This window comes from Arthrobacter sp. 2MCAF15, assembly GCF_052115605.1.
In the GTDB taxonomy this organism is placed as follows: domain Bacteria; phylum Actinomycetota; class Actinomycetes; order Actinomycetales; family Micrococcaceae; genus Arthrobacter.
The window spans coordinates 76,629-102,512 of sequence record NZ_JBFRGZ010000012.1 but is presented as its reverse complement, the minus strand read 5'-3'; the positions used below and the strand labels follow the sequence as shown (position 1 = coordinate 102,512).

Annotated in this window: 21 protein-coding genes; 3 read left to right on the top strand and 18 right to left on the bottom strand. The window is 67.2% G+C overall.

The window, feature by feature from the left end; all coding sequences use genetic code 11:
* Positions 1 to 2: 2 nt before the first annotated feature.
* From AB4089_RS14520 to AB4089_RS14455, 14 genes are all read right to left on the bottom strand, one after another.
* The gene (locus AB4089_RS14520; protein WP_441409978.1) at positions 3 to 1,391 is read right to left on the bottom strand and encodes a 5-methylcytosine restriction system specificity protein McrC; all 1,389 of its coding nucleotides are present in this window, start codon (positions 1,389 to 1,391) and stop codon (positions 3 to 5) included.
* Positions 1,384 to 3,615, bottom strand: a complete 2,232-nt coding sequence (locus AB4089_RS14515) for an McrB family protein (protein ID WP_441409977.1) — start codon at positions 3,613 to 3,615, stop codon at positions 1,384 to 1,386. Before AB4089_RS14515 ends, AB4089_RS14520 begins: the two co-directional genes overlap by 8 nt.
* A gap of 92 nt (positions 3,616 to 3,707) precedes the next feature.
* Positions 3,708 to 3,965, bottom strand: a complete 258-nt coding sequence (locus AB4089_RS14510) for a hypothetical protein (RefSeq protein ID WP_441410078.1) — start codon at positions 3,963 to 3,965, stop codon at positions 3,708 to 3,710.
* 73 nt (positions 3,966 to 4,038) lie between these two features.
* The gene (locus AB4089_RS14505; RefSeq protein WP_441409976.1) at positions 4,039 to 4,470 is read right to left on the bottom strand and encodes an acyl-CoA thioesterase; all 432 of its coding nucleotides are present in this window, start codon (positions 4,468 to 4,470) and stop codon (positions 4,039 to 4,041) included.
* A 128-nt stretch (positions 4,471 to 4,598) separates the two neighbouring features.
* A complete protein-coding gene (locus AB4089_RS14500; protein WP_441409975.1) occupies positions 4,599 to 6,671 on the bottom strand; it encodes an ABC transporter ATP-binding protein in 2,073 nt (690 codons plus the stop codon).
* The gene (locus AB4089_RS14495) at positions 6,668 to 8,401 is read right to left on the bottom strand and encodes an ABC transporter ATP-binding protein (RefSeq protein WP_441409974.1); all 1,734 of its coding nucleotides are present in this window, start codon (positions 8,399 to 8,401) and stop codon (positions 6,668 to 6,670) included. Before AB4089_RS14495 ends, AB4089_RS14500 begins: the two co-directional genes overlap by 4 nt.
* A 300-nt stretch (positions 8,402 to 8,701) precedes the next feature.
* Positions 8,702 to 10,702, bottom strand: a complete 2,001-nt coding sequence (locus tag AB4089_RS14490) for an MDR family MFS transporter (RefSeq protein WP_441410077.1) — start codon at positions 10,700 to 10,702, stop codon at positions 8,702 to 8,704.
* Positions 10,703 to 10,847: 145 nt separating this feature from the next.
* The gene (locus tag AB4089_RS14485; protein ID WP_390205084.1) at positions 10,848 to 11,333 is read right to left on the bottom strand and encodes a MarR family winged helix-turn-helix transcriptional regulator; all 486 of its coding nucleotides are present in this window, start codon (positions 11,331 to 11,333) and stop codon (positions 10,848 to 10,850) included.
* Between the two features lie 109 nt (positions 11,334 to 11,442).
* Complete coding sequence (locus tag AB4089_RS14480) at positions 11,443 to 13,146, bottom strand: thiamine pyrophosphate-binding protein (protein WP_441409973.1); 1,704 nt, start codon at positions 13,144 to 13,146, stop codon at positions 11,443 to 11,445.
* A complete protein-coding gene (gene speB, locus AB4089_RS14475) occupies positions 13,143 to 14,270 on the bottom strand; it encodes an agmatinase (RefSeq protein ID WP_441409972.1) in 1,128 nt (375 codons plus the stop codon). Before speB ends, AB4089_RS14480 begins: the two co-directional genes overlap by 4 nt.
* Positions 14,271 to 14,386: 116 nt before the next feature.
* A complete protein-coding gene (locus AB4089_RS14470; RefSeq protein WP_441409971.1) occupies positions 14,387 to 14,728 on the bottom strand; it encodes a P-II family nitrogen regulator in 342 nt (113 codons plus the stop codon).
* Positions 14,725 to 16,128, bottom strand: coding sequence for an ammonium transporter (locus tag AB4089_RS14465; RefSeq protein ID WP_441409970.1), 1,404 nt, complete (start codon positions 16,126 to 16,128; stop codon positions 14,725 to 14,727). Before AB4089_RS14465 ends, AB4089_RS14470 begins: the two co-directional genes overlap by 4 nt.
* A 239-nt stretch (positions 16,129 to 16,367) precedes the next feature.
* Positions 16,368 to 17,147, bottom strand: a complete 780-nt coding sequence (locus AB4089_RS14460) for a hypothetical protein (RefSeq protein WP_441409969.1) — start codon at positions 17,145 to 17,147, stop codon at positions 16,368 to 16,370.
* Positions 17,148 to 17,235: 88 nt separating this feature from the next.
* A complete protein-coding gene (locus AB4089_RS14455; protein WP_028275626.1) occupies positions 17,236 to 17,811 on the bottom strand; it encodes a helix-turn-helix domain-containing protein in 576 nt (191 codons plus the stop codon).
* Between the two features lie 285 nt (positions 17,812 to 18,096).
* Between AB4089_RS14455 and AB4089_RS14450 the strand changes: the two genes are divergently transcribed.
* From AB4089_RS14450 to AB4089_RS14440, 3 genes are all read left to right on the top strand, one after another.
* Positions 18,097 to 19,731, top strand: a complete 1,635-nt coding sequence (locus AB4089_RS14450; RefSeq protein ID WP_441409968.1) for a sodium:solute symporter — start codon at positions 18,097 to 18,099, stop codon at positions 19,729 to 19,731.
* Positions 19,732 to 20,005: 274 nt separating this feature from the next.
* Positions 20,006 to 21,193, top strand: a complete 1,188-nt coding sequence (locus AB4089_RS14445) for a VIT1/CCC1 transporter family protein (protein ID WP_441409967.1) — start codon at positions 20,006 to 20,008, stop codon at positions 21,191 to 21,193.
* Positions 21,193 to 22,128, top strand: coding sequence for a matrixin family metalloprotease (locus AB4089_RS14440; protein ID WP_441409966.1), 936 nt, complete (start codon positions 21,193 to 21,195; stop codon positions 22,126 to 22,128). The genes AB4089_RS14445 and AB4089_RS14440 overlap by 1 nt, the downstream gene beginning before the upstream one ends.
* A 128-nt stretch (positions 22,129 to 22,256) precedes the next feature.
* Here the strand turns inward: AB4089_RS14440 and AB4089_RS14435 are convergent, their stop codons facing one another.
* The 4 genes from AB4089_RS14435 to AB4089_RS14420 form a co-directional block, all read right to left on the bottom strand.
* Complete coding sequence (locus tag AB4089_RS14435) at positions 22,257 to 23,033, bottom strand: SDR family NAD(P)-dependent oxidoreductase (protein ID WP_441409965.1); 777 nt, start codon at positions 23,031 to 23,033, stop codon at positions 22,257 to 22,259.
* Positions 23,034 to 23,061: 28 nt separating this feature from the next.
* Complete coding sequence (locus AB4089_RS14430) at positions 23,062 to 24,438, bottom strand: MFS transporter (RefSeq protein WP_441409964.1); 1,377 nt, start codon at positions 24,436 to 24,438, stop codon at positions 23,062 to 23,064.
* A gap of 191 nt (positions 24,439 to 24,629) precedes the next feature.
* Complete coding sequence (locus AB4089_RS14425) at positions 24,630 to 25,337, bottom strand: FadR/GntR family transcriptional regulator (protein WP_441409963.1); 708 nt, start codon at positions 25,335 to 25,337, stop codon at positions 24,630 to 24,632.
* Between the two features lie 14 nt (positions 25,338 to 25,351).
* Complete coding sequence (locus AB4089_RS14420) at positions 25,352 to 25,846, bottom strand: SRPBCC family protein (RefSeq protein ID WP_441409962.1); 495 nt, start codon at positions 25,844 to 25,846, stop codon at positions 25,352 to 25,354.
* Positions 25,847 to 25,884 lie beyond the last annotated feature (38 nt).

Below are 25,884 nucleotides of genomic sequence, written 5' to 3'. Positions count from 1 at the left end.
GGCTAGCTGGCTGAACGGCCAATACTGGCCTGCCGGAGCACTTCGCCCCACGACTGTTGGGCAAGGTCTGCGACGGAGGCCAGGATTTCCGACGGCGGCAAGGACAGGTCCAGCGGGAACTCGACGATGTCGATGTCGGTATTGAGAATCCGGCGCAGCTTGATCTCTCCTGACCCGGGGTAGACAATCCACGCCGTCGGCACCCGCAGGGAGGTGCAGTAGGCCAGCATCCGGTAGTGGTCGCCTGAGAGCGAGGCACCCGCGTCGGCGGCGGCCTTGTACTTGGCGTCGTACACCATCACCGGCTGGCCGCCGAGGAAGTGGACGGCTCCGGGCTGGACCACAATGCGGTCCGAGTCGCGGACGGCCTCGTTCAGCAAGGCGTTGTAGCGAAGCCGCATTTCTCCGGGGAAGGCGGCCATGGCTTCCCGTAGGGCCGTCCCCACGAAGTCCTCGAACACCTTTGCCATGTCCACCACGAACGACGCCGACTGCTGCTTGCCGTCGCCCGCCTCCGCCGAGGCGTTCCGCAGGATCAGCTCGGAAAGCCGGAGAACCCCGTGGTAGCGGGTATTCATCCGGCTGGGCCGCCACTGCGGCAGCGGCGCGCCGGACTGAAGGCGCGTCACGACGTCGAGCTTTCCCTTCAGCTGGCGCAGCCGGCTCAGGGCTTCCGGCCGCACGCGCGGCACCTGGGACATCCGTTCCAGCGCCGCGCGCAGGATCCGGTTCTCCGCGATGTCCTCGGTGAATTCGTCATAGGAGACTTCCAGCGGCACCAGCATCCCGGGCCGGCGGGATATCTGGTCCGACATCCGGATCCGGCCCTTGACGGTCCGGAGGGACTCTTCGACCATGAGGTACCCCTGCAGCACGCCGCGGCTGAGCGCCCGGTCCGCGAGCTGTGCCAGGGATTCGGCCAGGGCGCTCCACAGATCGGTATGCTCCACGGCGGCGACCGATTCATCGCGGAAGCCTTGGTCCCCCGCGTAGCCGAGCAGGAACAGGAGCCGGTTCAGCCCGAGCCGTCCCTTCGGCCGCACCTCCAGCTGCACGGTGGGCGTGCGCACCGACCCCACGGTCCCGACGGGTTCGATCCGGTACAGGCCCATGCCCATCGGCGAGGCCTTCGCCAGGCCACTGGCGTTGACATAGGCGGCCGTGTCCGGATCAAGCCGCTCCACGACGCCGGCGGCGAGTTCGTCGAGGACTATGTGCCGGCACGGCAAGGCGCCGGCGCGCCCGGAGACACCCCGTCCCGATGCACCCTGTCCGGTCGAGCCCCGTCCATGCGAAGAGGGCACGGACAGGCCGCGCCCGGACGCGCCCTGGTCCACGGCGACGGCGCTGCCGGCCAACGCCATGGTGTCACCGGTCAGCGGCCTAGGCATGCGCCAGGCGGGCCATCAGGTTTTCCAGTCCGAACCGTTCCTCGAGCTGGGCGCGGTTGAGCTGGCCGTGATAGTGCTCCTCCAGGAGCGGCATGAGCTCGTACTTCCAGATTCTGCGGAGGCCCTTGGGCGTCTGGGCCGACTTCTTCATGAAGTAGGAGGGCCCGATCATGAGGTCCCGGTCCCATTCGTCGATCGCATTGTTCAAGGCGTCAAGCAGCAGGGCGGGCGTCGTGTCCAGGTCGCGGGCCTGGAGGAACCGCAGCAGCGAGCCCTTCACGGGTTCGGTCTTGGGATGGAGCTCGATGAAAGAGAACCGGCGCCGGATGGCCGCGTCCATCATCGCGATGGAGCGGTCCGCGGTGTTCATGGTGCCGATGATGTAGAGGTTGTCCGGCAGGGTGAACGGCTCGTTGGGGCTGTACTGGAGGTAGATGCGGTCATCGCGGTATTCGAGCAGGAAGTACAGCTCGCCGAACACCTTGGCGAGGTTCGCCCGGTTCATCTCGTCGATGATCAGGAAGTACGGCTTGTTCTCGTTGCCCGGCTTGGCAGCTTCCTCGGCGAGCCGGCGCAGCGGACCGGCCACGAGCTTGAAGGACACCTGGCCCTCGTCCGTCTTGTCCGGACGGAAGCCTTCGAAGAAGTCCTCATACGCGTACGAGGGGTGGAACTGGACCAGCTTGACCCGCTCGTCCGTGGTGTCCCCGGCGAGTTCGGCGGCGAGGTGCTTGGCCAGGTACGTCTTGCCCGTTCCCGGCGGACCATAGAGCACCAGCTGCCGGTTCTCCACGAGGAGTTCAGCGATTTCCTGCAGCGGATCCAGGTCCATGTGAAGGGACGCCGCAAACTCCGGCGTCAGCGGCCGGAACCCGTCACGGGCCGGCTCGACGGCGGCATCCGGCTCGGCGCCGTCGCCCTCCTCGGCTTCGGCCTCTGCCGGCAGGAGACCCTCGAGGGCCTGGATCACGCGGGTGATGTCCACGATGTTCCCGGAGGTGGTCAGCTGCCGCTGCACGTGGCGGGGCAGCCCGGTGACGTCGTGTTCCTCATCGAACCAGCGGACCTTGCGGCGGAGCCGGCGGTTGTCCTTTCCGTGCTCCGGCTCACCAAGGACCACGCCGATCCGGACTTTGCCCGAGCTCTGGAAGAGGACCAGGTCGCCGGGCTTCATCACGGTCAGGAAGGCGAACACGGCCGACTTGGTGTCCTCGCGCTCCACGTAGCCGAGGTGCTTGTAGTCCTCGTCAACGGCGTTCTGGACCAGCCCGGCGGTAACGCCGGGATCCAGCAGGCGGAGGTGTTCGACGTCGAGCGTCACCGCTTCCTCGTCCCGCCACTCCGAAAGCAGCTCGGCGTTCTCGTGGTGGGTGCGCAGGAGCCAGGCCCGGCGGCCGGGGTCGCCGACCTTCCGCCACTGGCTCACCAGTTGGCGGGAGTACCAGTCGATCCGCTGCCCGGCCTGCTGGTCCAGGTGCAGGCGGATCCGGTGGATGTCCGCCGAAATATCCTCGTCGCTGTCCCCCTTGGCCCCGCCCACCAGGGACGCGAAGGCGTCGCGGATCTCCTGGCGTTCGACGTCGGCCACAACGGGTTCGAAATAGCTTGGCCAGACCAGGAACTCAATGCTCCGGCGGATGGCCGGCTGGTCGTTCGGGGTGCCGGCGACCAGCTTGTGGAAGGCCAGCGGATCCTTGACCGCGGCCTGGACGACGTTGGCCGGCCGCTGTGCGACGTGCTGCACGAAGCGGCAGAGCCACTTCAGGTGGTCCCAGATGGTCCAGTTGAATTCTGCCGTGCGGTCCCGGATGACGCCGTGGTCCGTCATGCCCGCGTAGAGCTCGTCGGGCAGCTCCAGCGGGGGCTCCAGCCAGGACGCCGCCTCGGCCACACGGGCCCGCTTCACCTTCAGCGACTTGACCTCGTGGGCCAACGGCAGGGACTGGAGGAACAGCAGCTCCACGGCCAGCTGCTTCGCCCCGCGGGTGGCATCTTCCAGGTTCTGGCGCAGGTTGGTCATCATCGGCGCCTTGGGGTCCGGCACGCCGCGTTCCAGGCGCTCCAGCAACTCCGCGGCGGCCTGGACGGACCAGGTTTTGGTGCGGCCATCCAGGGCGGAGGCCTTGCCGAGCAACCCCGGGCCCAAGACAAACCACGCCGCGTCTTCAATCTCCTTGGAGATACCGAGGGCACGGTGCAGGGCAGGCTTCTTGGTTGGGGTCATACGTTCAATTTACAGGCTTAAACTGAACGCGCGCATTTAACGCCGCCCCAAAGCTACCGTCCAGTAGATCTCGGGCGGCCCGTCCGGAGGGCCTACTTCGTTGCGGGACGGCGCTTCACGCCGACGACGAAATAGGTTCCCGGGCCGATGAAGTTCACCAGGGAGGCAACCCGCCACAGCGCCTTGCTCCCCCGGATTTCCTCGGCCGGCCGACGCGAGATATCCCGCTGGGCAGCAATGAGCAGCGTCAGCTGGACCACGGCCGCCACGATGGTTCCGAACCGTGCCATCGGCGAGAGCTCGCTCCACTTCTTCTTGCGGGAGTGCTTCTCGTGCATTTTCTTGCCCATGTTCACACTGACCAGGCCTCCTTAAGCCTCGGGATTGTTCATTGTAGGAGCCCCACCGGTGCCCGGGTAGAGGCTATGGGACCGGGTGGACTCGGGTATAGGGGGCCAGCCGCTCCTTCTGCTCCGGCGTCAGCCGCAGCACCCGGCCCGTGGCCTCATTGACGAAGGCAAGGTGGCTCGTGGCGCGGACGCAGTCCTCCCGGGTGACGGGGTCCTGCACCAGGTAGTGGATGTCGAAACTGGCGCCCTTGACCGCCCCGATCCACAGCTGGACGAGGGCGGGCACGTTCCGGTACTCAAGGGTCCTGACATAGCGGATCTTGTGCTCCACCACGAGCGCCAGCGTCCCCTCCGGTATTTCGTTGAAGAGCGGGACGAGGGGTTCGGTTCCGGGCAGCCCGGCCCCCTGGGGCGGTCCGAAGGCCGCGATCCGTGCTTCCTCGAGGATCCGGACAATCTGGACGTTGTTGATGTGCCCGTAGGCGTCCATATCGCCCCAACGCATCGGCACCTCCACCTCCAGGCGCCGCGGCTCCCAGGCTGGGCCGGCCCCCGCGGGGCCCACCCCTGCCCGGCCCACCCCTGCCGTGCCCTCCGCGCTTGGGGACTCGGCGGCTTGGGACTCGGCGGCGCTCAGCTGTGCACCGCCGTCGCCTCGCCCGCCGGGTCCTCCAGGGCCGTCTCCGCGTCCTCGCCGGCGAACTGGGACATGTACAGCCGGTAGTACGCGCCGTGCAGTGCCAGCAGGTGGGCGTGCCGGCCCTGCTCGACGATCTGCCCGTCCTCCATGACCAGGATGGTGTCCGCGTCCCGGATGGTGGAGAGGCGGTGGGCGATGACGAAGCTGGTGCGCTCGGTGCGCAACGCGGCCATGGCCTTCTGGACCAGGGCTTCGGTGCGGGTATCCACCGAACTCGTCGCCTCGTCCAGGATGAGCAGCGACGGGTTCGCCACGAAGGCCCGGGCAATGGTGATCAGCTGCTTTTCGCCGGCGCTGACGTTGTTGCCTTCTTCGTCGATGACCGTGTTGTAGCCATCCGGAAGCGCGCGGACGAAGCGGTCCACGAACGTGGCCTTGGCCGCTGCCATGATCTGGTCCTCGGTGGCGTCCAGCTTGCCGTAGCGGATGTTCTCGTAGATGGTCCCGCCGAACAGCCAGGCGTCCTGCAGCACCATGCCGACCTTGGCGCGCAGCTCCGAACGGCTCAGTTTGGTGATGTCCACCCCGTCCAGGGTGATGCTGCCGGCGTTGAGCTCGTAGAAGCGCATCACGAGGTTGACCAGGGTGGTCTTGCCCGCCCCGGTGGGGCCCACGATCGCCACGGTGTGTCCGGGCTCGGCCGTGAAGGACAGGTCCTCGATGAGCGGCTTGTCCGGTGTGTAGCTGAAGGTGACGTGGTTGAACTCGACGTGGCCGTCGGTCTTCGCCGGAAGGTGCTCGGTGGCGGTCTCGGCGTCCTGTTCGTCGGCGTCGAGGAATTCGAAGACCCGTTCGGCGGATGCGACGCCGGACTGCAGCATGTTGGCCATGCCGGCCATCTGCCCCAGCGGCTGGGTGAATTCGCGCGAGTACTGGATGAACGCCGTCGCGTCGCCCAGGCTCATGGCGCCGGAGGCCACCCGCAGCCCGCCGACAACCGCTATCCCGACATAGCTGAGGTAGGAGACGAACTGCATGACCGGCATGATCATGCCGGAGACGAACTGGGCACCGAAGCTGGCCTTGTAGAGTTCCTCGTTCCGCTCGTCGAAGCGGGCCAGCATGTCGGCGTCGCGGCCGAACACGCGGACGAGGTCGTGGCCGGAGAAGGATTCCTCAATCTGGCCGTTGAGCTCACCGGTGTTCTTCCACTGGGCGGCGAAGAGCTTCTGGCTGCGGGCGCCGATGATGCCGGCGGCCACCCCGGAGAGCGGCAGGGCGATGAGTGCGATCAGGGCCAGCTGCCAGGACACGATGAACATCATGATCACGATGCCGATGACCGTCAGGGCGGAGTTCACGAGCTGCGCGAAGGCCTGCTGGAGGGCCTGCTGGATGTTGTCGACGTCGTTCGTGACACGGGAGAGGATGTCGCCGCGCTGGCGGGTATCGAAGTAGCCCAGCGGAAGCTTGTTGAGTTTCTTCTCGGTGTCATCGCGCAGCTTGCGGACCACGCGCATGACAAGCACATTGAGGACATAGCCCTGGAGCCACAGGAAGATGTTGGCGACGAAGTACATAACCAGCACCACGCTGATCAGGAACGCAAGCTTCTGGAAATCGATGCCGGCGCCCGGCACGACGTCCATCTTGGCCAGCATGTCGGCGAAGTTGTCCTGGCCCTGGGAGCGCAGTCCGTCGATGAACTGCTCCTTGGTGGCCCCGGCCGGAAGCTGCTTGCCAACGACTCCTGCGAAGATCACATCCATTGCCTGACCCAGGATCCTCGGGGCAATGACGTTGAGGACGACGGCGACCGTGACCATGGCGAGCACGACGATGATGCCGGCGCGCTCGGGCTTCAGCAGCCCCATGAGCCGTTTGGCCGAAGGCCAGAAGTGCTGGGCCTTCTTGGCCGGCACGCCGAACATGCCGCCGTCGGCTTCGCCGGGCGTGTACTCCTCCTCGATGAAGTCGTCCTCCAGCACGTCGGTTGCGACGCTCCCGGCCGCGGTCGAATCAGTTGCCTCGGGCGGCATGGTGGAGAGTTTCTCGTTGGTGCTCATGCCACTGCCTCCGCGGTCAGCTGGGATTCGACGATTTCCTGGTAGGTGCTGGAGCTTTCCAGCAGTTCCTCATGTGTTCCGCGGTCCACGATCCTGCCGTTGTCCAGCACGAGGATCTGGTCGGCGTCGGCGATGGTGGACACGCGCTGGCCGACGATGATCACGGTGGCATCGGCCGTCTTGGCCTTGAGGGCCCGGCGCAGCCTGGCGTCGGTGGCGACATCGAGGGCGGAGAACGAGTCATCGAACAGGAAGACCTTGGGTTCGGTGACGAGGGCCCGGGCGATGCACAACCGCTGGCGCTGGCCGCCGGAGACGTTGGTGCCGCCCTGGGCGATCCGGGAGGCCAGGCCGCCCTTCTTTTCGCGCACGAAGTCCGCGGCCTGGGCGACCGTCAGGGCCTCCCACAGGTCCGCATCCGTGGCCTCGGGCTTGCCGAAGCGCAGGTTGTGCTCAATGGTTCCGGAGAACAGGTAGGGCCGTTGCGGCACCATGGCCACGCGCTGCGTGACCTCGGCCCGGTCCAGCTGGGTGACGGGGACGCCATCGAGCAGGACCTCGCCCGATTCGGCGTCGTAGAGCCGCGGCAGCAGGGCCAGCAGGCTGGACTTGCCGGCACCGGTGGAGCCGATGATCGCCACTGTCTGGCCGGGCTCTGCCGTGAAGCTGATGTTGCTCAGCACGGGTGCCTCGGCGCCGGGGTAGGCGAACGTCACGTTGCGGAACTCGACGCGGCCGGCCTTTGCTGCCGGCGCCACGGGGGTGAGCGGTTCGTGGATGGAGGGTTCGACGTCGAGCACTTCGCCGATGCGGTCGGCACAGACGGAGGCGCGGGGAATCATCATGGCCATGAAGGTGCCCATCATGACGGCCATGAGGATCTGCAGGAGGTACTGCAGGAACGCGGTCAGCGAGCCGATCTGCATCTCGCCGGCATCAACGCGCTGGCCGCCGAACCAGAGCACGGCGGCGGTGGAGATGTGCAGGATCATGCCGATGGCAGGGAACATGAGCACGAACAAGGAGCCGATCTTCAGCGAGACGTCGGTGAGGTCCTTGTTGGCCGCGCCGAAGCGCTCGGCCTCATGGGGTTCGCGCACGAAGGCACGGACCACGCGGATGCCGATGATCTGTTCGCGGAGGACACCGTTGAGCCGGTCGATCTTCTCCTGCATGGACCGGAAGAGCGGCATGAGGCGGACCACGAGGTAGCCCACCACAACGACGAGCAGCGGCACGGAAACCCAGACGAGCCAGGAGAGGTTGAGGTCCTCGCGCAGGGCCATGAAGATCCCGCCGATGCACATGATGGGCGTGGCCACCATGAAGTTCAGCGTCATGAGCATGAGCATCTGGACCTGCTGGACATCGTTGGTGCCCCGCGTGATCAGCGTGGGCGCGCCGAAGAGGTTGACGTCCCGGGCCGAGAAGCTGCTCACCTTACGGAAGACGCCGCGGCGCAGGTCCCGGCCGAACGCCATCGCGGCCTTCGAGCCGTAGTAGACGCCGGCGATCGCTGTGGCCACCTGGACCAGGGCGACGCCGAGCATGACGCCGCCGGTGCGCCAGATGTAGTCCGTGTCCCCGCGGGAGACGCCCTCGTCGATGATCTGGGCATTGAGGCTGGGGAGGTACAGAGCCGCGATGGTGGACGCCAACTGGAAGATGACCACGGCCGCGATGTATGGCAGATACGGCTTGGAATAGCGCCGCATGAGGGTAACGAGCATGCCCACGAGTCCTTACGAAGACCGGACTATCGAAAGACCGGAAAATGGAGTGAGTTGAAAAGCTGATTGAAGACTATCCCTTGGGTCCGACAGCCTTAGCCACCCAACTGTACGAAATCCCCCGCCCGGGTGGAACACGGGGCGCCGAATATCATCCAAACGGCGTACTTAGCTGTCCGAGTTCGCCGCTCGAGGGCCCCGAAAGGGGCCCCTCACGAGGGTCCCCCCATGGGCCCCGCGAGAAGGCCCCGCGGCTGCCCCTGGGGGCGGCCGCGGGGCCTTGGGAATACGGCGCCGGCGCTATTCGGTGCGGTGCCGGCCGTGGGTGGCGATGTACTCCGCGGCCGCCCGCTGCATCTTCCGTTGCTTGGCCAACGCCCGGTGCAGGGCCCTGAGCTCCTCGGCAACGCGGGCCTGTTCCGCGGCGATCGCGCGCTGCTGCGCAGCCTGTTCGTACACCGCTCCCAGCGCGTCCGCGAGCTGCAGCTGCTGTTCGGCCAGCAACCGCTGGGTCTCCAGCAGCACCGGCATCACGTCGGCGGCCTCGGGCCGGTCGTCGGCCAGCAAGGTCCGGGCCCGCTGCCGGGCGGCATCGGGGAAGCGCGATTCGGCGCGCTCCCGGCTGAGGACCTCGATGAATTCCCGATCCAGGTCCACGATGCCGGTACCGCCGGCGGTGGAAGCTGCCCTGGCGGCGTCGTCCGGGCCGTTCCGCAAAGGATCGCCCAAAGCCGTCGCTGCCGCGCCGCCGGCGGCTGCCACAGCAGCGTCCCCGGCGTCCCCTGCGTGTTCGGCAGGCTCCGGCCGGACGTCGACGGTGCGGCGCAGCGGACGTTCCTTGATGAACAGGATGGCAACCAGGGCCACGAGGCCGATGATGGCAGAGATCAGGAAGACCTCCGCGATCGCGTCGCCGTAGGCGGCCCGCATGATGTCGCGGATCGGTGCCGGCATGTCCTTGAGGTCCATGCTGGCGCCCGCAGATCCGGCCGGAACCTGGATTCCGGCGGAGGCGAGTCCCTCCACGACGAGCTCCTTGACCCGGTTGCCCAGCACTGCGCCGAGGACCGAGACGCCGATAGCTCCGCCGACGGACCGGAAGAAGGCAACGGAGGCGCTGGCCGTGCCGATGTCCTTGGCCTGGACCGTGTTCTGGACGGCGAGGACGAGGTTCTGCATCAGCAGGCCCAGGCCGACGCCGAGGATGGCCGTGTAAATCCCGGTCAGCCAGAGGTCAGTGGTGTGGTCCATGCTGCCGGCCAGGCCGAGGCCGCCGATCAGCGCGATGGCGCCGGCGATCAGGTACCGCTTCCACTTGCCGGTGCGGCTGATGAGCATGCCCGAGGCGACTGAACCGATCAGGTTGCCCGCGATCATGGGCAGCGTGAGGAGGCCGGCTTCGGTGGGCGTGGCACCGCGTGCCACCTGGAAGTACTGGCCCAGGAACGTCGAGGAGCCGAACATGCCCACGCCGACGGCCACCGAGGCGAGGATGGCGAGGGCGGTTGTCCGCTCCCGGATGATATTCAGCGGGATGATGGGCTGGGCCACGCGGGACTCCACCAGCACCAGCAGGCCCAGGAGCAGGACGCCGCCGCCCACCATGGCCACCGACTGCCACGACCACCAGTCGTAGTAGTCGGGGTTGCCGGCGAAGGAGACCCAGATCAGCAGCAGGCTGACGCCTGAGGTCAGCAGGATGGAGCCCAGCCAGTCGATCTTGGCGGGGCGCTTGACGTGCTGGATCTTCAAGGTGACCTGCAGCAGGATGAGCGCGACGACGGCGAGCGGGACACAGACGAAGAACGTCCAGCGCCAGCCCAGCGGGCTGTCGACGATGAAGCCACCGAGCAGCGGGCCGCCGGCAGTGCCTACGGCCATGACGCCGCCCATGTAGCCGGAGTACTTTCCGCGGTCGCGCGGCGGGATCATCGAGCCGATGATGGCCTGGGCCAGGGCGGTCAGGCCACCCATGGCGATGCCCTGGATGACGCGGGCGGTCAGCAGCAGCGGGATGGTCTCGGACAGGCCGGCCATGACGGAACCGGCCACGAAGATCACGATGCTCAGCTGGACGAGGACCTTCTTGTTGAAGAGGTCCGCGAGCTTGCCCCAGATCGGAGTGGTGGCCGCGTTGGCCAGGAGCGCGGCGGTGATCACCCAGGCGAAGTCCGTCTGGGTGCCCTTGAGCTCGGACATGATGGTGGGCAGAGCGTTGGCAACGATCGTGCTGCTCAGGATGGCTGTGAAGAGCGCCGCGAGCAGCCCGGTCAGGGCCTCCATGATCTGGCGGTGGGTCATCGCCGCAGGTGCTGCGGCGGCCTGGGGTGCGCGGGGCGCCCTCTGCGGAATCTCCGACTGGGCGTTCAACGGCGCACTGTTCGACGGCGCGGTCATCAACGGCGCGGTCTCCGGCCCCGTGGCGGCAGCGTGGCTAGCCATATATCTACTCCTCAACAATTTCGGTCGTATTCGTGGGTCCGGCCGTCGTTGCCCGGGCTGAAGTCCTGAGGGACTCAGCAAGTTTTTCGAGGGTGCGCGCCGTCAGTTCGACGTCGTCCTGGCTCCAGTCCTGCAGCAGGCCCTGGAGGGCGGCTGTGCGCTGGTCCTCGATGACGCGCAGCTTCTCCGCGCCTTTGGCGGACAAGGCGATCAGTTGCGCGCGGCCGTCTTCGGGGTCCGGCCGGCGGACCACGTAGCCGTGGTCTTCGAGTTCGGCGATGTGCCGGCTGAGGACCGGGGCGCTGACGCCGAGCCGCTCCGCAAGGTGCGTGGCCCGGGATTCGCCCTCCCCCACAAAGCGAAGGACGCCTTGAAGCGCCACTCCGGTGTCCTGCCCGCGCAGGCTGGCGGCGGCAACACAGCGGACGGCGCGCTGGAGGTCGAAGATCTGGTAGACGAGTTTGGCTGCAGCGTTGGATTCAACTGACATGTATGGACACCCCTCTTTTGTTTGCCCAAGGCAAGCCCCTCACTGTGAGGGGCAGACCCGGCCGGTCCGCTGTGCTGTGCTGAGTTGTTGAGGGAGTGCCGCCCGCCGGCTACGTGGCCAGGTGGGTGGGGCCGAACATCTTGAGCAGGGTTTCGACGACGACGACGTTGGGGCCGTCCGCCGCGAAGCCGGCCTTCAGTGCGTCCCCGACGTCCTCCGGGGCGACACGGACGGCCGGAACGCCGAAGGACTCGGCGAGCTTGACGAAGTCGGGCCGGGACAGCTCGGTGGCGGTGGCCTTGCCGAAGGCGCCCACCATGTATTCGCGCAGGATGCCGTAGCCGCCGTCGTCCACGATCAGCCAGGTGACCGGGATGTTGTGCTGCTTGGCGGTGGCGAGCTCGGAGATGGAGTACATGGACGAGCCGTCGCCGGAGACGGCCAGCACCCGGGCCGAACCGCCGGGCGTGCCGGTGGTTTCGAGCCCGACGGCGCCGCCGATCGCCGCCGGGAAGCCGTAGCCGAGCCCGCCGGCGCCCTGTGCGGAGTGGAACTGGCCGTCACGGGCGTCCCAGCAGCTCCAGCCCCAGTAGGCCGAGATCGTCATGTCCCAGAACGTCTGCATGCCCGCCGGGACGGCCTCGCGGATGTCGGCCATGAACTTCAGTTCCTTGGCCAGGTCCTGGGATTCGAGCCGGGCCGTGACCTTGGCCAGGGTCTCCTTGACCAGGGCTTCGGGGGCGGTGCCATGCCAGTCCGCGCGCTCTGCGTGCGGTTCCGTCAGGGCGGCGTCGAGCGCGGCGAGGGCCTGGCCGGCATCGGCCCGGATGCCCAGGCCGGGGCGGTTGGACTCCAGCACCCGGGGTTCGGCGTCGATCTGGATGATCCGGCCGCGCGGTTCGAAGGTGAAGTAGTTCGACGTCACCTCGCCCAGGGACGAGCCGATCACGATCAGCACGTCGGCGTCCTCGAGCAGATCCGTCATGTACCGGTCTTCGATCCAGGACTGCAGCGAGAGCTCGTGGTTCCACGGGAAGGCGCCGTTGCCGCCGGGCGTGCAGATGACCGGGGCGCGGAGTTTCTCGGCGATGGAGAGCAGGGACTTCTCAGCCCGCCCGCGGCGTGTGCCGCCGCCCGCGATGATGGCGGGACGTTCTGCGGTTGAGAGCCATTTGACCGCCTCGCGAACCAGCTCCACGCGGGGTGGGTTGTCGGCCGCTTCGGCGAGAGCATCCTCCACCGGGGGCACCATGATGGGATCCAGCAGCACGTTCTGCGGGATTTCCAGCCAGACGGGGCCCTGCGGCGAGGAGATTGCCTCGGTCCAGGCGTCCTGGATCGCCGAGGGGATGCCGGAGGCGTGCTGGATCAGCCGCTGGGACTTGGTAACGTTCGCGGCCGAGGCCTTCTGGTCATCGAGCTGGTGCAGCATGCCCTTGCGGCGGGCGCCCAGGCCTTCGAGCGGGATCTGGCTCGCCACGACCACCATGGGCACGCCCGTGGCGTAGGCCTCCTGCAGCCCGGCCAGGGACGTCAGCGCGCCCGGGCCGGTGGAGAGGAACAGGACGCCAACCTCGCCGGTGGCGCGGGAGTAGCCGTCTGCGGCGAAGGCCGAGTTGTTTTCCACCCGGGAGGAGACAAAGTGCAGGTTGCCGCGGCCCATGGCATCGAACAGGCCCAGGGCGTGCTGGCCCGGGATGCCGAAGACGGTCTTGGCACCGAGGGCCTCGAGGGTTTCGACGACGAGGTCCCCGCCGTTGCGGACGTTGGTGCCCTTGGTCGGGGCAGCCGTGCCGGGGTCGAAGTCGATCATTTCAGGGCCTCCGCGGGTGCTGTGATCCGGATGGACTCGGCCGGGGTGCTTGCCGACTTGTTGCTTGCAGCCGCGCTGCCGAAGCCGGCCGGACGGCGGGATTCCTGGCCGAGGGCCTGGGCCGCGTAGCCGGTCGGGGCACCGAAGCGGTCGCCTTCGACGGCGCGGTCCGCCATAAGGGTCACGAGTTCGTAGGCGACGTGGCTGGCTGCCACGCCGGTGATCTCGGCGTGGTCGTACGCCGGGGCAACCTCCACGACGTCGGCCCCGACGAGGTTCATGCCGCGGAAGCCGCGGATGATTTCCAGCAGTTCGCGGCTCGTGAGGCCGCCGGCTTCCGGCGTGCCGGTGCCGGGTGCATGTGCCGGGTCCAGGACATCGATGTCCACCGAGATGTAGAGCGGACGGTTCCCGATCCGGTCGCGGACCTTGGCCACCGTCTCCAGGACGCCCTGGTAGTAGACGTCCGCCGAGGTGACGATGCCAAAGCCGAAGCGGTGGTCGTCGTCGAGGTCCTTCTTGCCGTAGAGCGGGCCGCGGGTGCCGATGTGGCTGATGGCCTCGGTGTCCAGGATGCCTTCCTCGACGGCGCGGCGGAAGGGGGTGCCGTGCGTGTACTCGGCTCCGAAGTAGGTGTCCCAGGTGTCCAGGTGCGCATCGAAGTGCAGCATGGCGATGGGCTCGCCGGCGCGCTCGGCGGCGGCGCGCAGCAGCGGCAGGGCGATGGTGTGGTCGCCGCCAAGGGTGACCAGCTTGCTGCCCGAGGCCGTCAGGTCCAGCGCGTTCTGCTGGATGGTTTCGATGGCGTCGTTGATGTTGAACGGGTTGACCGCCATGTCGCCGGCGTCGGCCACCTGGATGTTCTCGAAGGGGCTGACGTCCCAGGCCGGGTTGTACGGCCGCAGCAGCCGGCTGGCCTCACGGACGGCGTTGGCACCGAAGCGGGCGCCGGGCCGGTAGGAGACGCCGGAATCGAACGGCACGCCGACCACCGTGACGTCTGCCTTGGCGACCTGGTCCAGGCGCGGCAGGCGGGCATAGGTGGCAGCTCCGGCGTAGCGCGGGACGCGGGATGAATCGATGGGGCCAAGGTTGCCATTGGCCTCGATGCGCAGCTCTTCCAAAAGAAGCCTCTCCTTCGAGGATTGACCGACGGTTGTGACAGCCATCATACACTCGAAGTTTCGCATTGCGCATCATTTGTTTACCAAAGCCCGGAAATCCGCGGCCCGCGGGCGCCTCACGCGATGGCCGAGGCGCCCCGCTCCCCCGTCCGGACGCGGACGGCGTCGCGCACGTCGATGATCCAGATCTTGCCGTCGCCGAAGCTGCCCGTGCGCCCGCCTTCTTCGATGGCGGCCAGGACCGCGCGCAGGGCGTCCTCGTTGACCAGGACCTCCAGCCGCACCTTGGGCAGCAGGTCCGAGTTGTATTCGGCGCCCCGGTACACCTCGAGGTGGCCCCGCTGCCGGCCATAGCCGCTGGCCTGGCTGACCGTCAGTCCATTGACTCCGGACCGCTCCAGGGCTGCGCTGACGGCGTCAACCCGGTCCGGCCGCACAATGGCCGTCACGAGCTTCACGTCGACACCTTGCCGCGGGCGGCCTCACTTTCTGGCTGGGCTTGGGTTTGGACCGGGGCCGCGTCGGCCTTTGCGTGCGGGTCACCGGGGTGGAAGCTGCCGCCGACCATCAGGAGTTCGTACGCCGTCTCGGCGTGCTCCGTCACATCGATGCCGGAGAGTTCGTCGGCCTCGGAAACGCGCATGCCGATGGCCTTGTGGATCGCGAAGCCAATCAGCGTGGTCATGGCGGCGCTCCATGCAGTGACAATCAGCGCGGTGAGGATCTGTGGCCAGAATTGCGCCAGTCCGCCACCGTAGAAGAGGCCGCCGCCGGTCTTGGCGGAGGGAAGCGCGAAGAATCCCAGGGACAGGGTGCCCCACAGGCCGCCAACGAAGTGCACGGCCACGACGTCCAGGGAGTCATCGAGGCCGATCTTGAACTTCAGCCCGACGGCGAGGGCGCAGACCACGCCCGCGACCGTGCCGATCAGGATTGCCCCGACGGGGTCGATGAACCCGCAGGCGGGGGTGACCGCCACGAGTCCCGCGACGGCGCCCGAGGCGGCACCGAGCGAGGTCGCATGTCCGTCGCGCAGGCGCTCGACGAACAGCCAGCCCAGCAGGGCGGCGCTCGTGGCGAGCAGCGTGTTGGTCCAGGCCAGTGCGGCCGTGGCGTCGGCGGCGAGTTCGGAGCCGGCGTTGAAGCCGAACCAGCCGAACCAGAGCAGCCCTGCGCCGAGCATGACGAACGGCAGGTTGTGCGGGCGGATGTTGGGGTCCTTCATGAAGCCGAGCCGCTTGCCGAGCACTACCGCCAGCATGAGTCCGGCAATGCCGGCGTTCATGTGGACGACAGTACCGCCGGCGAAGTCGAGGGCAGAGATCTTGCTGCCGATGATGCCGGTGGGCCCGAAGATCCCGCCGCCCCAGACCCAGTGGGCGATCGGTGCGTAGACCAGCGTGACCCAGAGGGCGGCAAAGAGCAGCCAGGGGCCGAATCTGACGCGCTCGGCCACCGCACCGCTGATCAGCGCAACGGTGATGATGGCGAACGTGGCCTGGAAGCCGATGAATATCATGTCCGGCAGGCCTGGCGCCTTCGAGCCGATGGTGCTGGTCAGCCCGCTCAGGCCGAAGTTGGTGAAGGGATCACCGACGAAGCCGCCCAGCGTGTCCGGGCCGAAGGCCAGGCCGTAGCCCCAAAGGGCCCAGACGACGGCGACGACGCCCATGGCACCGAAGCTCATCATCATGATGTTAAGGACGGACTTCATCCTGACGAGGCCGCCATAGAAGAAGGCCAGCCCGGGGGTCATTAGGAGGACAAGGGCGGACGCTGTCAGCATCCAGGCTGTCGATCCGGGGTCAAGGACCTGCGGATCCACTTCCATTCCTACTGCAAGAACAGAGAACTTCATTACGGGAGCCTTCCTCGAGTGCCGGCGCTCCGAGGGCGCCGATTCGGCGAGACCATGAGTCGTTGGGACTGTTGCAGTCCCCCCGCAGATGACGCTACCCACGGCGTGTTTCAGGAAGGCTTTCCGATTCTTGCGGGGACGTTACGGGACAGGTCCGAGCATTAATTTGCCGTTTCCGGCAGATTTCCGGAATGTGACGTACATCTCACCATGGCCCGCCCCGCCACGACCCGTGCAGGTCAGCTGTACTTGAGGCTGAGCAGCAGGCGCTTCAGCTGGCTGTACTGCTCGGTGATCATCCAGGCCTTGGCGGAGTCGACGGAAGCGAACGCGGGGCTGCCGAAGAGCACCTTGGCCTCGGCCCCGCCGTTGGCAAAGCTGATGTAGGCGGAGCCGGAGTTGGAGACCGGCGGTGCGAAGTCGCGCTCCTTGCGGACGCTCATGTGGAAGTCGGACTGGTCGGCGAAGGAATCAAAGGCGAAGCCGAAGGCCAGCTGTTCGCCGTCGACATCCTTCAGCCCCGGTACCGGAGCGGCATCCAATACGGTACGGGCCACCGGGCCGGAAGCATTGCTGGCGTTGGTGCTGCTGACGATCGACGCCAGTTCGTTGCCCGTGGCATCGGCGATGACGGCCTGCACGCCCTGCTGCTTGCCGGCGTTCCCGGCCGGACCTACTGTCCGGACCGACCAGGTGCTCGGGTACGAAAAGGACAGGTGCCCGTCCGGGAAGGTGAACACCTTCACGCCGGCCACGGCACCCGCCGTCGGCGTGGCGGTGGCGGAAGTAGGCGTGGCGGAAGTGGAGGTGGCGCTGGCGGTGGGCGTGGCGGCCGGGGCGGAGGAAGCCGCCGGTGCCGCGTCGGATTCCTGCGATGCCGGGGCCGTCGTCGTGGAGCCGGCGGGGCCGCTGCCCGTCTCGCCGGCCCGCTGGCCCGCCGCGGCGCAGGAGCTCAGGCCGAGTGCGGCCGCGAGCGCGGCGGCCAGCGCCAGGGACAGAAAGACGTTCTTGCGGTTCATGGAATCCCCCAGTCGAACTGACGCGAGCGGTTTCCGCTCGTCCTCTACGTTTCCAGATTGCCCGGATTGGCTACTTGCAGTCCTGCCCTCAGCGGCTGGCGGCGGGCACCAGCACCCAGAGCACCTCGACGGCGTCATCCGTGGGATTGACCCAAGTGTGGGGTTCCCGGCCCGGGAAGGTGACGGTGTCCCCGGCGCTGAGCTCGAATTCCTCGTTGGTGAGGATCAGCCGGATGCTTCCCTTGACCACATGCAGGACGTCGACGTCGCAGTCCACGGCATAGAGCTCGGACTCGCCGCGCCCGCGTGGTTCGATCACCGCCTGGATGATCTGGACCCGGCGCTCGGAGCGGGCAGTCAGCAGCCGCTCGACGATCCCCTCGCCGCCGAGGGAGATGCGGGGACCTTCGTTCTGCTTCGTCAGATGGGTTTCGGGGGCGGCGAAGAGATCGCCGATCGAGATGGACAGGACCTGGCACAGCGTCACCAGGGAGGCGACCGAGGGTGAGGTGAGGTCCCGCTCGACCCGACTAAGGAATCCCTTGGTGAGCCCGGTGGCGTCGGCGACCTGTTCAATGGTGAGCCGCTGGGACTGCCGGGCGGCGCGGATCCGCGAACCGATGGCAACGGGAACGTTGCTCGGTTCAACTGGTAGAGCCTTCATTTAGGAACCTTTCACGGCCGGCCGCTTGGCCCCATTCATTGGAGCAATCCTAGCCGGAGCGGACCTTCGTGACGCGGATGCGGCGACGGCACGCAGGGCATCTTGACTGTTACCGGGGTCACAACATACTCTTTTGGGCAACATGTGTTGCCTAATGGGCAATACCGGAGGTTCCGACGGACATCCTCCTCCAACCCCGTCACGCAGCAGCAGACTTGCCGAACGCATCGTTGAGGCCCGGCAATCCCCGCACACGCTGCCAACCAGCTCCAAGGAGCCCTTAAAATGGACGCAAGTTTCGTCAACATCGCCATTGTGGTGGTGTACCTGATCGCCATGCTGGCGTTCGGCTGGTGGGGCAAGTCCCGCACCAAGAACAATAGCGACTTCCTCGTCGCCGGCCGCCGCCTCGGCCCGTTCCTCTACACCGGCACCATGGCCGCCGTCGTCCTGGGCGGCGCCTCGACTGTCGGCGGCGTCGGCCTGGGCTACAAGTTCGGCATCTCCGGCATGTGGCTCGTGGTCGCAATTGGCGCCGGTGTCCTGCTGCTGAGCCTGCTCTTCGCCCCCACCATCCAGAAGCTGAAGATCTACACGGTTTCGCAGATGCTGACCCTGCGTTACGGCACCAAGTCCACGCAGACCTCGGGCATCGTCATGCTCGCCTACACGCTGATGCTGTGCGCCACCTCCACGAGTGCGTACGCCACCATCTTCGTGGTGCTCTTCGGCTGGGACCGCGCCCTCGCCATCGCCGTCGGCGGCTCGATCGTGCTGATCTACTCGACCATCGGCGGCATGTGGTCCATCACCCTGGCGGACCAGGTCCAGTTCGTCATCAAGACGGTCGGTATCTTCCTCCTGATGCTGCCGTTCACGCTCAACGCCGCCGGCGGCTTCGACGGCATCCGTGCCCGTGTTGACGCCAGCTTCTTCCAGATCGACGGCATCGGCGTGCAGACGATCATCACCTACTTCGTCGTCTACACCCTGGGCCTGCTGATCGGCCAGGACATCTGGCAGCGCGTCTTCACCGCCAAGACCCCGACAGTTGCCCGCTGGGGCGGCGCCACGGCCGGCGTCTACTGCATTCTCTACGGTGCGGCCGGTGCACTGATCGGCCTCGGCGCCCGTGTCGCGCTGCCTGAGATCGACGTCGCCAACCTGGGCAAGGACGTTGTCTACGCCGAGGTCGCCACCCAGATCCTGCCGATCGGCATCGGCGGCCTGGTGCTCGCCGCGGCCGTCGCCGCCATGATGTCCACCGCCTCCGGCGCACTGATCGCCGCGGCCACCGTTGCCCGCGCCGATGTGCTGCCGTTCGTCGCCAGCTGGTTCGGCAAGAACATCAACACCGCCGACACGGACAATCCGGAACACGACGTCAAAGCCAACCGCATGTGGGTCCTCGGACTCGGCGTCGTGGCGATCATCATCGCCGTGATCACCAAGGACGTAGTCGCCGCCCTGACCATTGCCTACGACATCCTGGTCGGCGGCCTCCTTGTGGCCATCCTCGGCGGCCTGGTCTGGAAGCGCGGCACCGGTCACGCAGCAGCGGCGTCCATGGCCGTGGGGTCGGTCATCACCCTCGGGACCATGATCATCCTGGAGATCAACGCCGAGGTTCCGCTGGACGGCATCTACGCGCCCCTCACAGGGGAGGCACCGCCGTCGGGCTTTACAGCCTTTGGTGAATCATTCATTTTCCTCGGACTCCAGGAATTCCTCCCCGTCGAGCGGCACCACTGGCTTTTCGTCTCCGAGGAAGTCCTCCGCGTCCAGGGGAACCAGCCGGTCGGCCTCTTCGAGGAGCTCCTCGTCCCCGGTCTCCGCGGCATCGCTCACCGGCGCGTCCTCGGCGTAGTCGTAAGCGGGATCGGACTCGAGGGACTCCCGGGCCGGCTGGATGGGATGTGATCCGGTGATATCCATGGTGCAACCTCCGTACGACTCGGTGGCGGCAAGCCCCGGGGAGCCCGCCCTGGGTTTCATTCGAACACCGCTGACACGGACGGTCAAGGTCCCACAAATGCCGCCGGAAAGCAGTCGCTGGCGGCCCGGTCGAGGCAATCCAGTTACGGCCTCCCTAAACCTCCCGCTGAGGATGGCCAGCCGAAAAAACGCGGAAATTAGGGGTACTCTGGAGTCGCAATGGGGCCGGACCACGCCCGACCAAACCCAGGAGTTTTTCGTGTCTCAGCACACCGAATCGAATCGCAACGATTCTTCGCAGCCACATCCGAGACAAACCTCTTCGGCCCGCACCACGGACCCGGCAGCCCGTTCCGGCCACAATTCAGACCCCAGCGCCGCGGACATCAAGCGCTGGCGCCAGTACCTCGCCGACGAGCGAGCCGAGGCGGCCGTCTACCGGGATCTTGCGCAGAACCGCTCGGGCGAGGAGCGTGCCATCCTTCTGGCGCTGGCCGAGGCCGAGGGACGCCACGAGGCGCACTGGCTGCAGCTGCTCGGCGACCACGCCGGCAAGGACCGGCATGCCTCCCTCCGCAGCCGGTTCCTGGGCTTCCTGGCCCGCCACTTCGGCTCGGTCTTCGTCCTGGCCCTGGCGCAGCGGGCCGAGAGCCGCTCCCCCTACGCCACTGAAGCGTTCGCCACGCCGGCCATGGTCGCCGATGAGCAGATCCATGAAGAAGTGGTCCGCGGACTGGCCACCCGGGGCCGGAACCGCCTCGCGGGGACCTTCCGTGCCGCCGTCTTCGGTGCCAACGACGGGCTGGTCAGCAACCTGTCCCTGGTCATGGGCATGGCGGCGTCGGGCGTGGGCAGCCAGGTGGTGCTCCTCAGCGGCGTCGCCGGCCTGCTGGCCGGTGCACTCTCCATGGGGGCCGGCGAGTTTATTTCCGTGCGCTCGCAGCGGGAGCTCCTCGCCGCGACCCGCCCCACCCAGATTACGTTGGCGGCAGCCCCGCTGCTGGATATCGAGCACAACGAACTCCTGCTCGTGTACCTGGCCCGCGGGATGTCCCGGGAGGCCGCCGAGCACCGCGTCGCGGAGCGGATGGGCCTGCTGGACTGCGACTGCGATCCGAGCCTGTCGCTGCGGCCGGAACTGCCCGAAAGCGAGGACGAGCACGAGGCTGTCGGCACCGCCTGGGGCGCGGCGGCGTCGAGCTTCTGCTTCTTCGCCTCCGGCGCGATCGTGCCCATCATTCCGTTCCTGCTGGGCATGACGGGACTGGCCGCCCTGGTGGTTTCGGCCGTCCTCGTCGGCTTGGCGCTGCTGCTTACCGGCGGCGTCGTGGGCCTGCTCTCCGGCACCTCGCCGGCCACCCGCGGCCTGCGACAGCTGGCCATCGGCATGGGCGCCGCCGGCGTGACGTACCTGCTGGGCCTGGTCTTTGGCGCCGTGGTTGGTTAGTGGACGGCCCTGAATTTCGGGACCGCGGGCCGCGGCACAGCCGGCGCGCCACCGCGCTGCGGGTTGTCAGGAACCTTGCCGCAGCTGCCGTGATCGCCGGCGGGGCCTTCCTCACGGCCGGACTGGTCTACGGCGATCCCCGATTCACCGGCCTGTTCGAGGTCAGCCGCGGAACCGGGCACACGGCCGGCCGGGACGTGCAGGCTGAGCCGCGGTCCGGGCAGGAGTCCGGCCAGCCTGCCGTGCCTGCCACCGGGGACCGGGCCGACACTCCCCCGCCCGGTCTCGAGGAGCAGGACCGGCCCCTGGGCGCTCCCCGGAAACCGGAGAGCGCCAGCACGTCGTACAAGTTCCTCGCAACGAACGACGACGGCTCTCCGGTGGGTTACTCGCCGTGCCGGCCGCTGCACTACGTGGTCAACGCCGCCCTGGCGCCGCGGGGTGCCGAACGGCTCGTGGAAGATTCCATCCGGACGATCTCGGAGGCCACCGGGATCAAGTTCATCAGCGATGGCTCCACAACGGAGACTCCCTCGCCAACCCGGGCCCCCTACCAGAAGGACGCCTACGGGGACCGGTGGGCGCCGCTGCTGATCGCCTGGACCACACCGGAACAGGCCCCGCAGCTTAAAGGCCCGGTCATCGGCACGGGCGGCAGCACCCACTTCAGTTTCGGCGACGGTCCCAAGAGCTTTGTCACCGGCAGCCTGGAACTGGATGCCCCGCAAATCGCCGAAGACCTGGACCGGGGCCAGGGCGGGGCCTATGCCACGGCCGTGATCCTGCACGAGCTCGGCCACGTGATGGGCCTGGAGCATGTGGATGACCCGGCCCAGCTGATGTACCCGGAGATCGGCGCCCCGGACGGGCTTGCCGACGGTGACCTGAACGGGCTCTACGAGCTCGGCCACGCCCAATGCCGCAAGGATCTCTGACCGGCTGAAACGCCGGAGACACCCCCACACCCCCGGTTGCGCTATCACTTTTGGCGGCCATTTGAGGGTTTTAGGGCCTATAACTGATAGCGCAACGGGGGTGCGGCGTGCGGGGGGCGAGCTGGGGGTCAGGAGACCTGGAGGCCGCCGTTGATGTCGTACGTGGCCGCGGTGATGTAGCCGGCGTCGGGGCCGAGCAGGAAGGCGATCAGGGCCGCCACTTCCTCGCGGCTACCGACGCGGCCCATCATGATCCCTTCGGACATCTGCGCCTTGCGGTCCTCGCTCAGCCTGCCGCCCATTATGTCCGTGTCGATGGGGCCGGGGGCGATGGCGTTGACGGTGACGCCGAATTCGCCCACTTCGCGGGCCAGGGCCCGGGTGAACCCGATGATGCCGGCCTTGGAGGCGCTGTAGGCGACCTTGGAGTAGGTGCCCCCGCCTCGCTGTGCGGAGATCGAGGAGATGCTCACAATCCTGCCGAGCTTGCGCTCGATCATGCCCTTGAGCACGCGCTGGGAGACGATAAAGGATCCGCGCATGTTGATGGCGAAGACCTTGTCCCATTCTTCGACCGTGGTGTCCATGAACGGCGTCGGGGAACTGATGCCGGCCAGGTTGGCCAGGGCCACGATCGGGGGCAGCGAGCCCTCGATCTCCGTGATGGCCCGGTCTACCGACGCGGCGTCGGAGACGTCCGCGCCGACGCCGATGGCCTTGACCGCGCGGTTGGAACCGATCTCTGCGGCAGCGGCGGCGGCGTCCTCGGCATTGATGTCCAGGATTGCGATGGACCAGCCCTCGCTGGCCAAGCGGTCGGCGGAGGCGCGGCCGATGCCGCGGGCTGACGCGGCGCCGGTCAGGACGACGGTGCGCTCAGTGGGGAACGGGGTAATTGATGTCATTGCGAAGGTTCCTTCAGGGAGTTCGGGATCAGGGTACTTTGGTCGGGACGACGACGGCGGCAGCCGCCGCGACCGCGGGATCAAGGGCGGCGTCGCCCTCCGGGCGCTTGCGGGCATAAAGGTAGGTGGCCACGGCGGTGAGGCACAGGCAGAGGGAAAGGAACAGCAGCCCGCTCTGGTTGCTGCCGGTAGCGTCCTTGAGGAGCCCGACGGCGTACGGGGAGATGAAGCCGCCGAGGTTTCCGAGCGAGTTCACCAGGGCCAGGCCGGAGGCGGCGGCCGCGCCGGTCAGGGCGGCAGAGGGCATCGAGAGGAACGGGGCGATGGCGCCGTAGATCCCCATGGCCGAGAGCGTCAGGCCAATCATCGCGAGGAACGGGTTGACCGGCAGCAGGTAGCCCGCGGCCAGGAGTCCCACGCCGGCGAGCACCATGCTGACCGCCGTGTGCCAGGCACGCTTGCCGGTCCGGTCCGCGCGCTTGCTCCAGAAGTAGACGAAGACCGCTGCCACTGCGTAGGGGATGAAGACAATGAAGCCAACCTCGGCCGTGGAGAACTTGCCAAGGGCTGCGACGATGGTGGGCATCCACAGGCCCAGGCCGTAGATTCCGCACACCAGGCCGAAGTACAGGGCGGAGTAGACCAAGGTGCGCTTGTCCTTGAGCCCGGCCATGAAGTTGTGCTTTCCGGACTGGGACTTGGCCGCCAGTTCAGCGTCCATGGTGGCGGCGAGCCAGTTGCGCTCGTCGACGTCGAGCCATTTGGCGTCCCGCGGCCGGTCCGTCATAAGGATGGGGGTCAGGAGTCCAAGCGCGATCGCCGGGATGCCTTCGATGATGTAGAGCCACTGCCAGCCCTGCAGGCCCATGATGCCGTCCATCTGCAGGAGGAGCCCGGATACCGGGGCGCCGAGCGCGTTGGAGACGGGCTGGGCGAGGATGAAGATGCCCAGCACTGTGACGCGCTGTGCGGCGGGGAACCACAGCGTCAGGTAGAACAGGATCGCCGGGAAGAACCCGGCCTCAGCGGCACCGAGCAGGAACCGGACGATGTAGTAGGTGGTTTCCCCGTTCACCAGACACATGGCGGTGGCGAAGATGCCCCACGTGATCAGGATCCGGGCCAGCCACTTGCGGGCGCCGAACCGGTACATGCCCGCGTTGCTCGGAACTTCAAGAAGGGCGTAACCGAGGAAGAAGATGCCGGCGCCAAGACCGTAGGCGGCGGAGGTCAGGCCGATGTCCTCGCTCATGGTGAGTTTGGCGAAGCCGACGTTGTTGCGGTCCAGGTAGGCAACGAAGTAGAGCAGGACAATCAGGGGCATGACGCGACGGCGGACCTTGCGGAGCGTGCGGTCGCCCAGTTCGCCGAGTCCGGAGGACTTGGGGGTTAATGAAGTCATCATCGACCTTCTTACGTGAGTTCCTGCCCTGCGGCTGTGCCGGGTGAGGAAGTCGGTGGATTAGGGGTGGAGATCCTGCCCGATTGCGAGTGTTGCAGGATATCTATTTGAGTCAGATGTCAGACATCTGATTCAAGAACTAGGCACGAGCATAGAATGTGATTCGGATTACGTCAAGGGCCCGGGGGCGGACGTCAGGACTTGACGCCGCGGACGTACCGCTCGTAGTCCGCATTGGTCTGGTCCATGTGCTCATCCATCGCCTGCCGCGAGCGCTCGGCGTCGCCGCTCAGGATGCTGTCCAGGACCCGCTGGTGGTAATCGATGGCGTGCTGCTGGATCACGCCGACGGCCGACGTCTCGCGCCGGGTCATGTACAGCAACTGGCCCAGCTGGGCGAACAGGGCCCGGACAAAGGGGTTGCCGGAGGCCCTCAGGACGGCGTCGTGGAAGCCAATGTCCGCCTCGACGAAGCGGTCCAGGTCGCCGGACTCGTGGAAGCGCTTCATGTCCGCGATGCACTCGCGCATCTGCTCGGCGTGCTCGGGGGTGTAGCGCTTGGCGGCGAGCGCGGCCGCGCCGGTCTCCACCATGCGGCGCATCTCGATCAATCCCACAGAGACCTGGTCGGCCGCGTTGCCGTGCGAGGCCGCCTTGAAGATCGCGTCCAGGCCGGTCCAGTTGTCCGTGGGGTTGACGAAGGTTCCCCGGCCGGCCTTCACGTAGAGGATGTTTTGCGCGCGGAGTGCTTTGAGGGCTTCGCGCACGGTCAGCCTGCTGACGTCGTAGGCTTTGGCGATGTCGGCTTCCGGTGGAATCGTACTGTGCGGCTGGAGCTTGCCGTCAAGGATTTCGGTCAGCAGGCCGTCGACGAGCTCGTCGACCAGAGTCCTGCGGCCCATCCCGATTACCACCTTCAGTCGCGTTTTGTGCTTCCATCCACATTACCCAAGTCCGCAGGCCCGGCCATGTATGCCTCGAGCTTGGCCAGCGTCTGTTCCAGGTTGGCCGGATGGCGGCGCAGGTAGCCCGCCAGCCGGAGAAGGCTCTTGCCGTGGACCCGCCGCGCGTCCCATTGCTCTGTGACCATGGTGCCGGCGGTTCCGTCCGCACCGGTGGACGGCTCGAGCAGGTAGCGCCACACGTGGCCATAGAAGTGCCGCCACGCGATCCGGCGGCCTTCCTCGAACTCGCAGACCCGGTTGAGGATTTTGTAGTTCACCCGCATGTTCATGTGCATGCCGAACCTGGCGCCGAGGTACAGCCGCCGGGGCCCGCGCGGCTGGGCGCCCTTCACGGTGTCCGAGCCGTCGATCACGCTGTGCAGGGCGGGCGTGGCGAGCACGTCGAAGATGGCTTCCGGGGCGGCCGGGATGTATCGGCTGCGGGACACGAGATAACGGGCGTTCATCTGGCAATCCTAGTCCGCGATCATGTTGCAGAATGAGG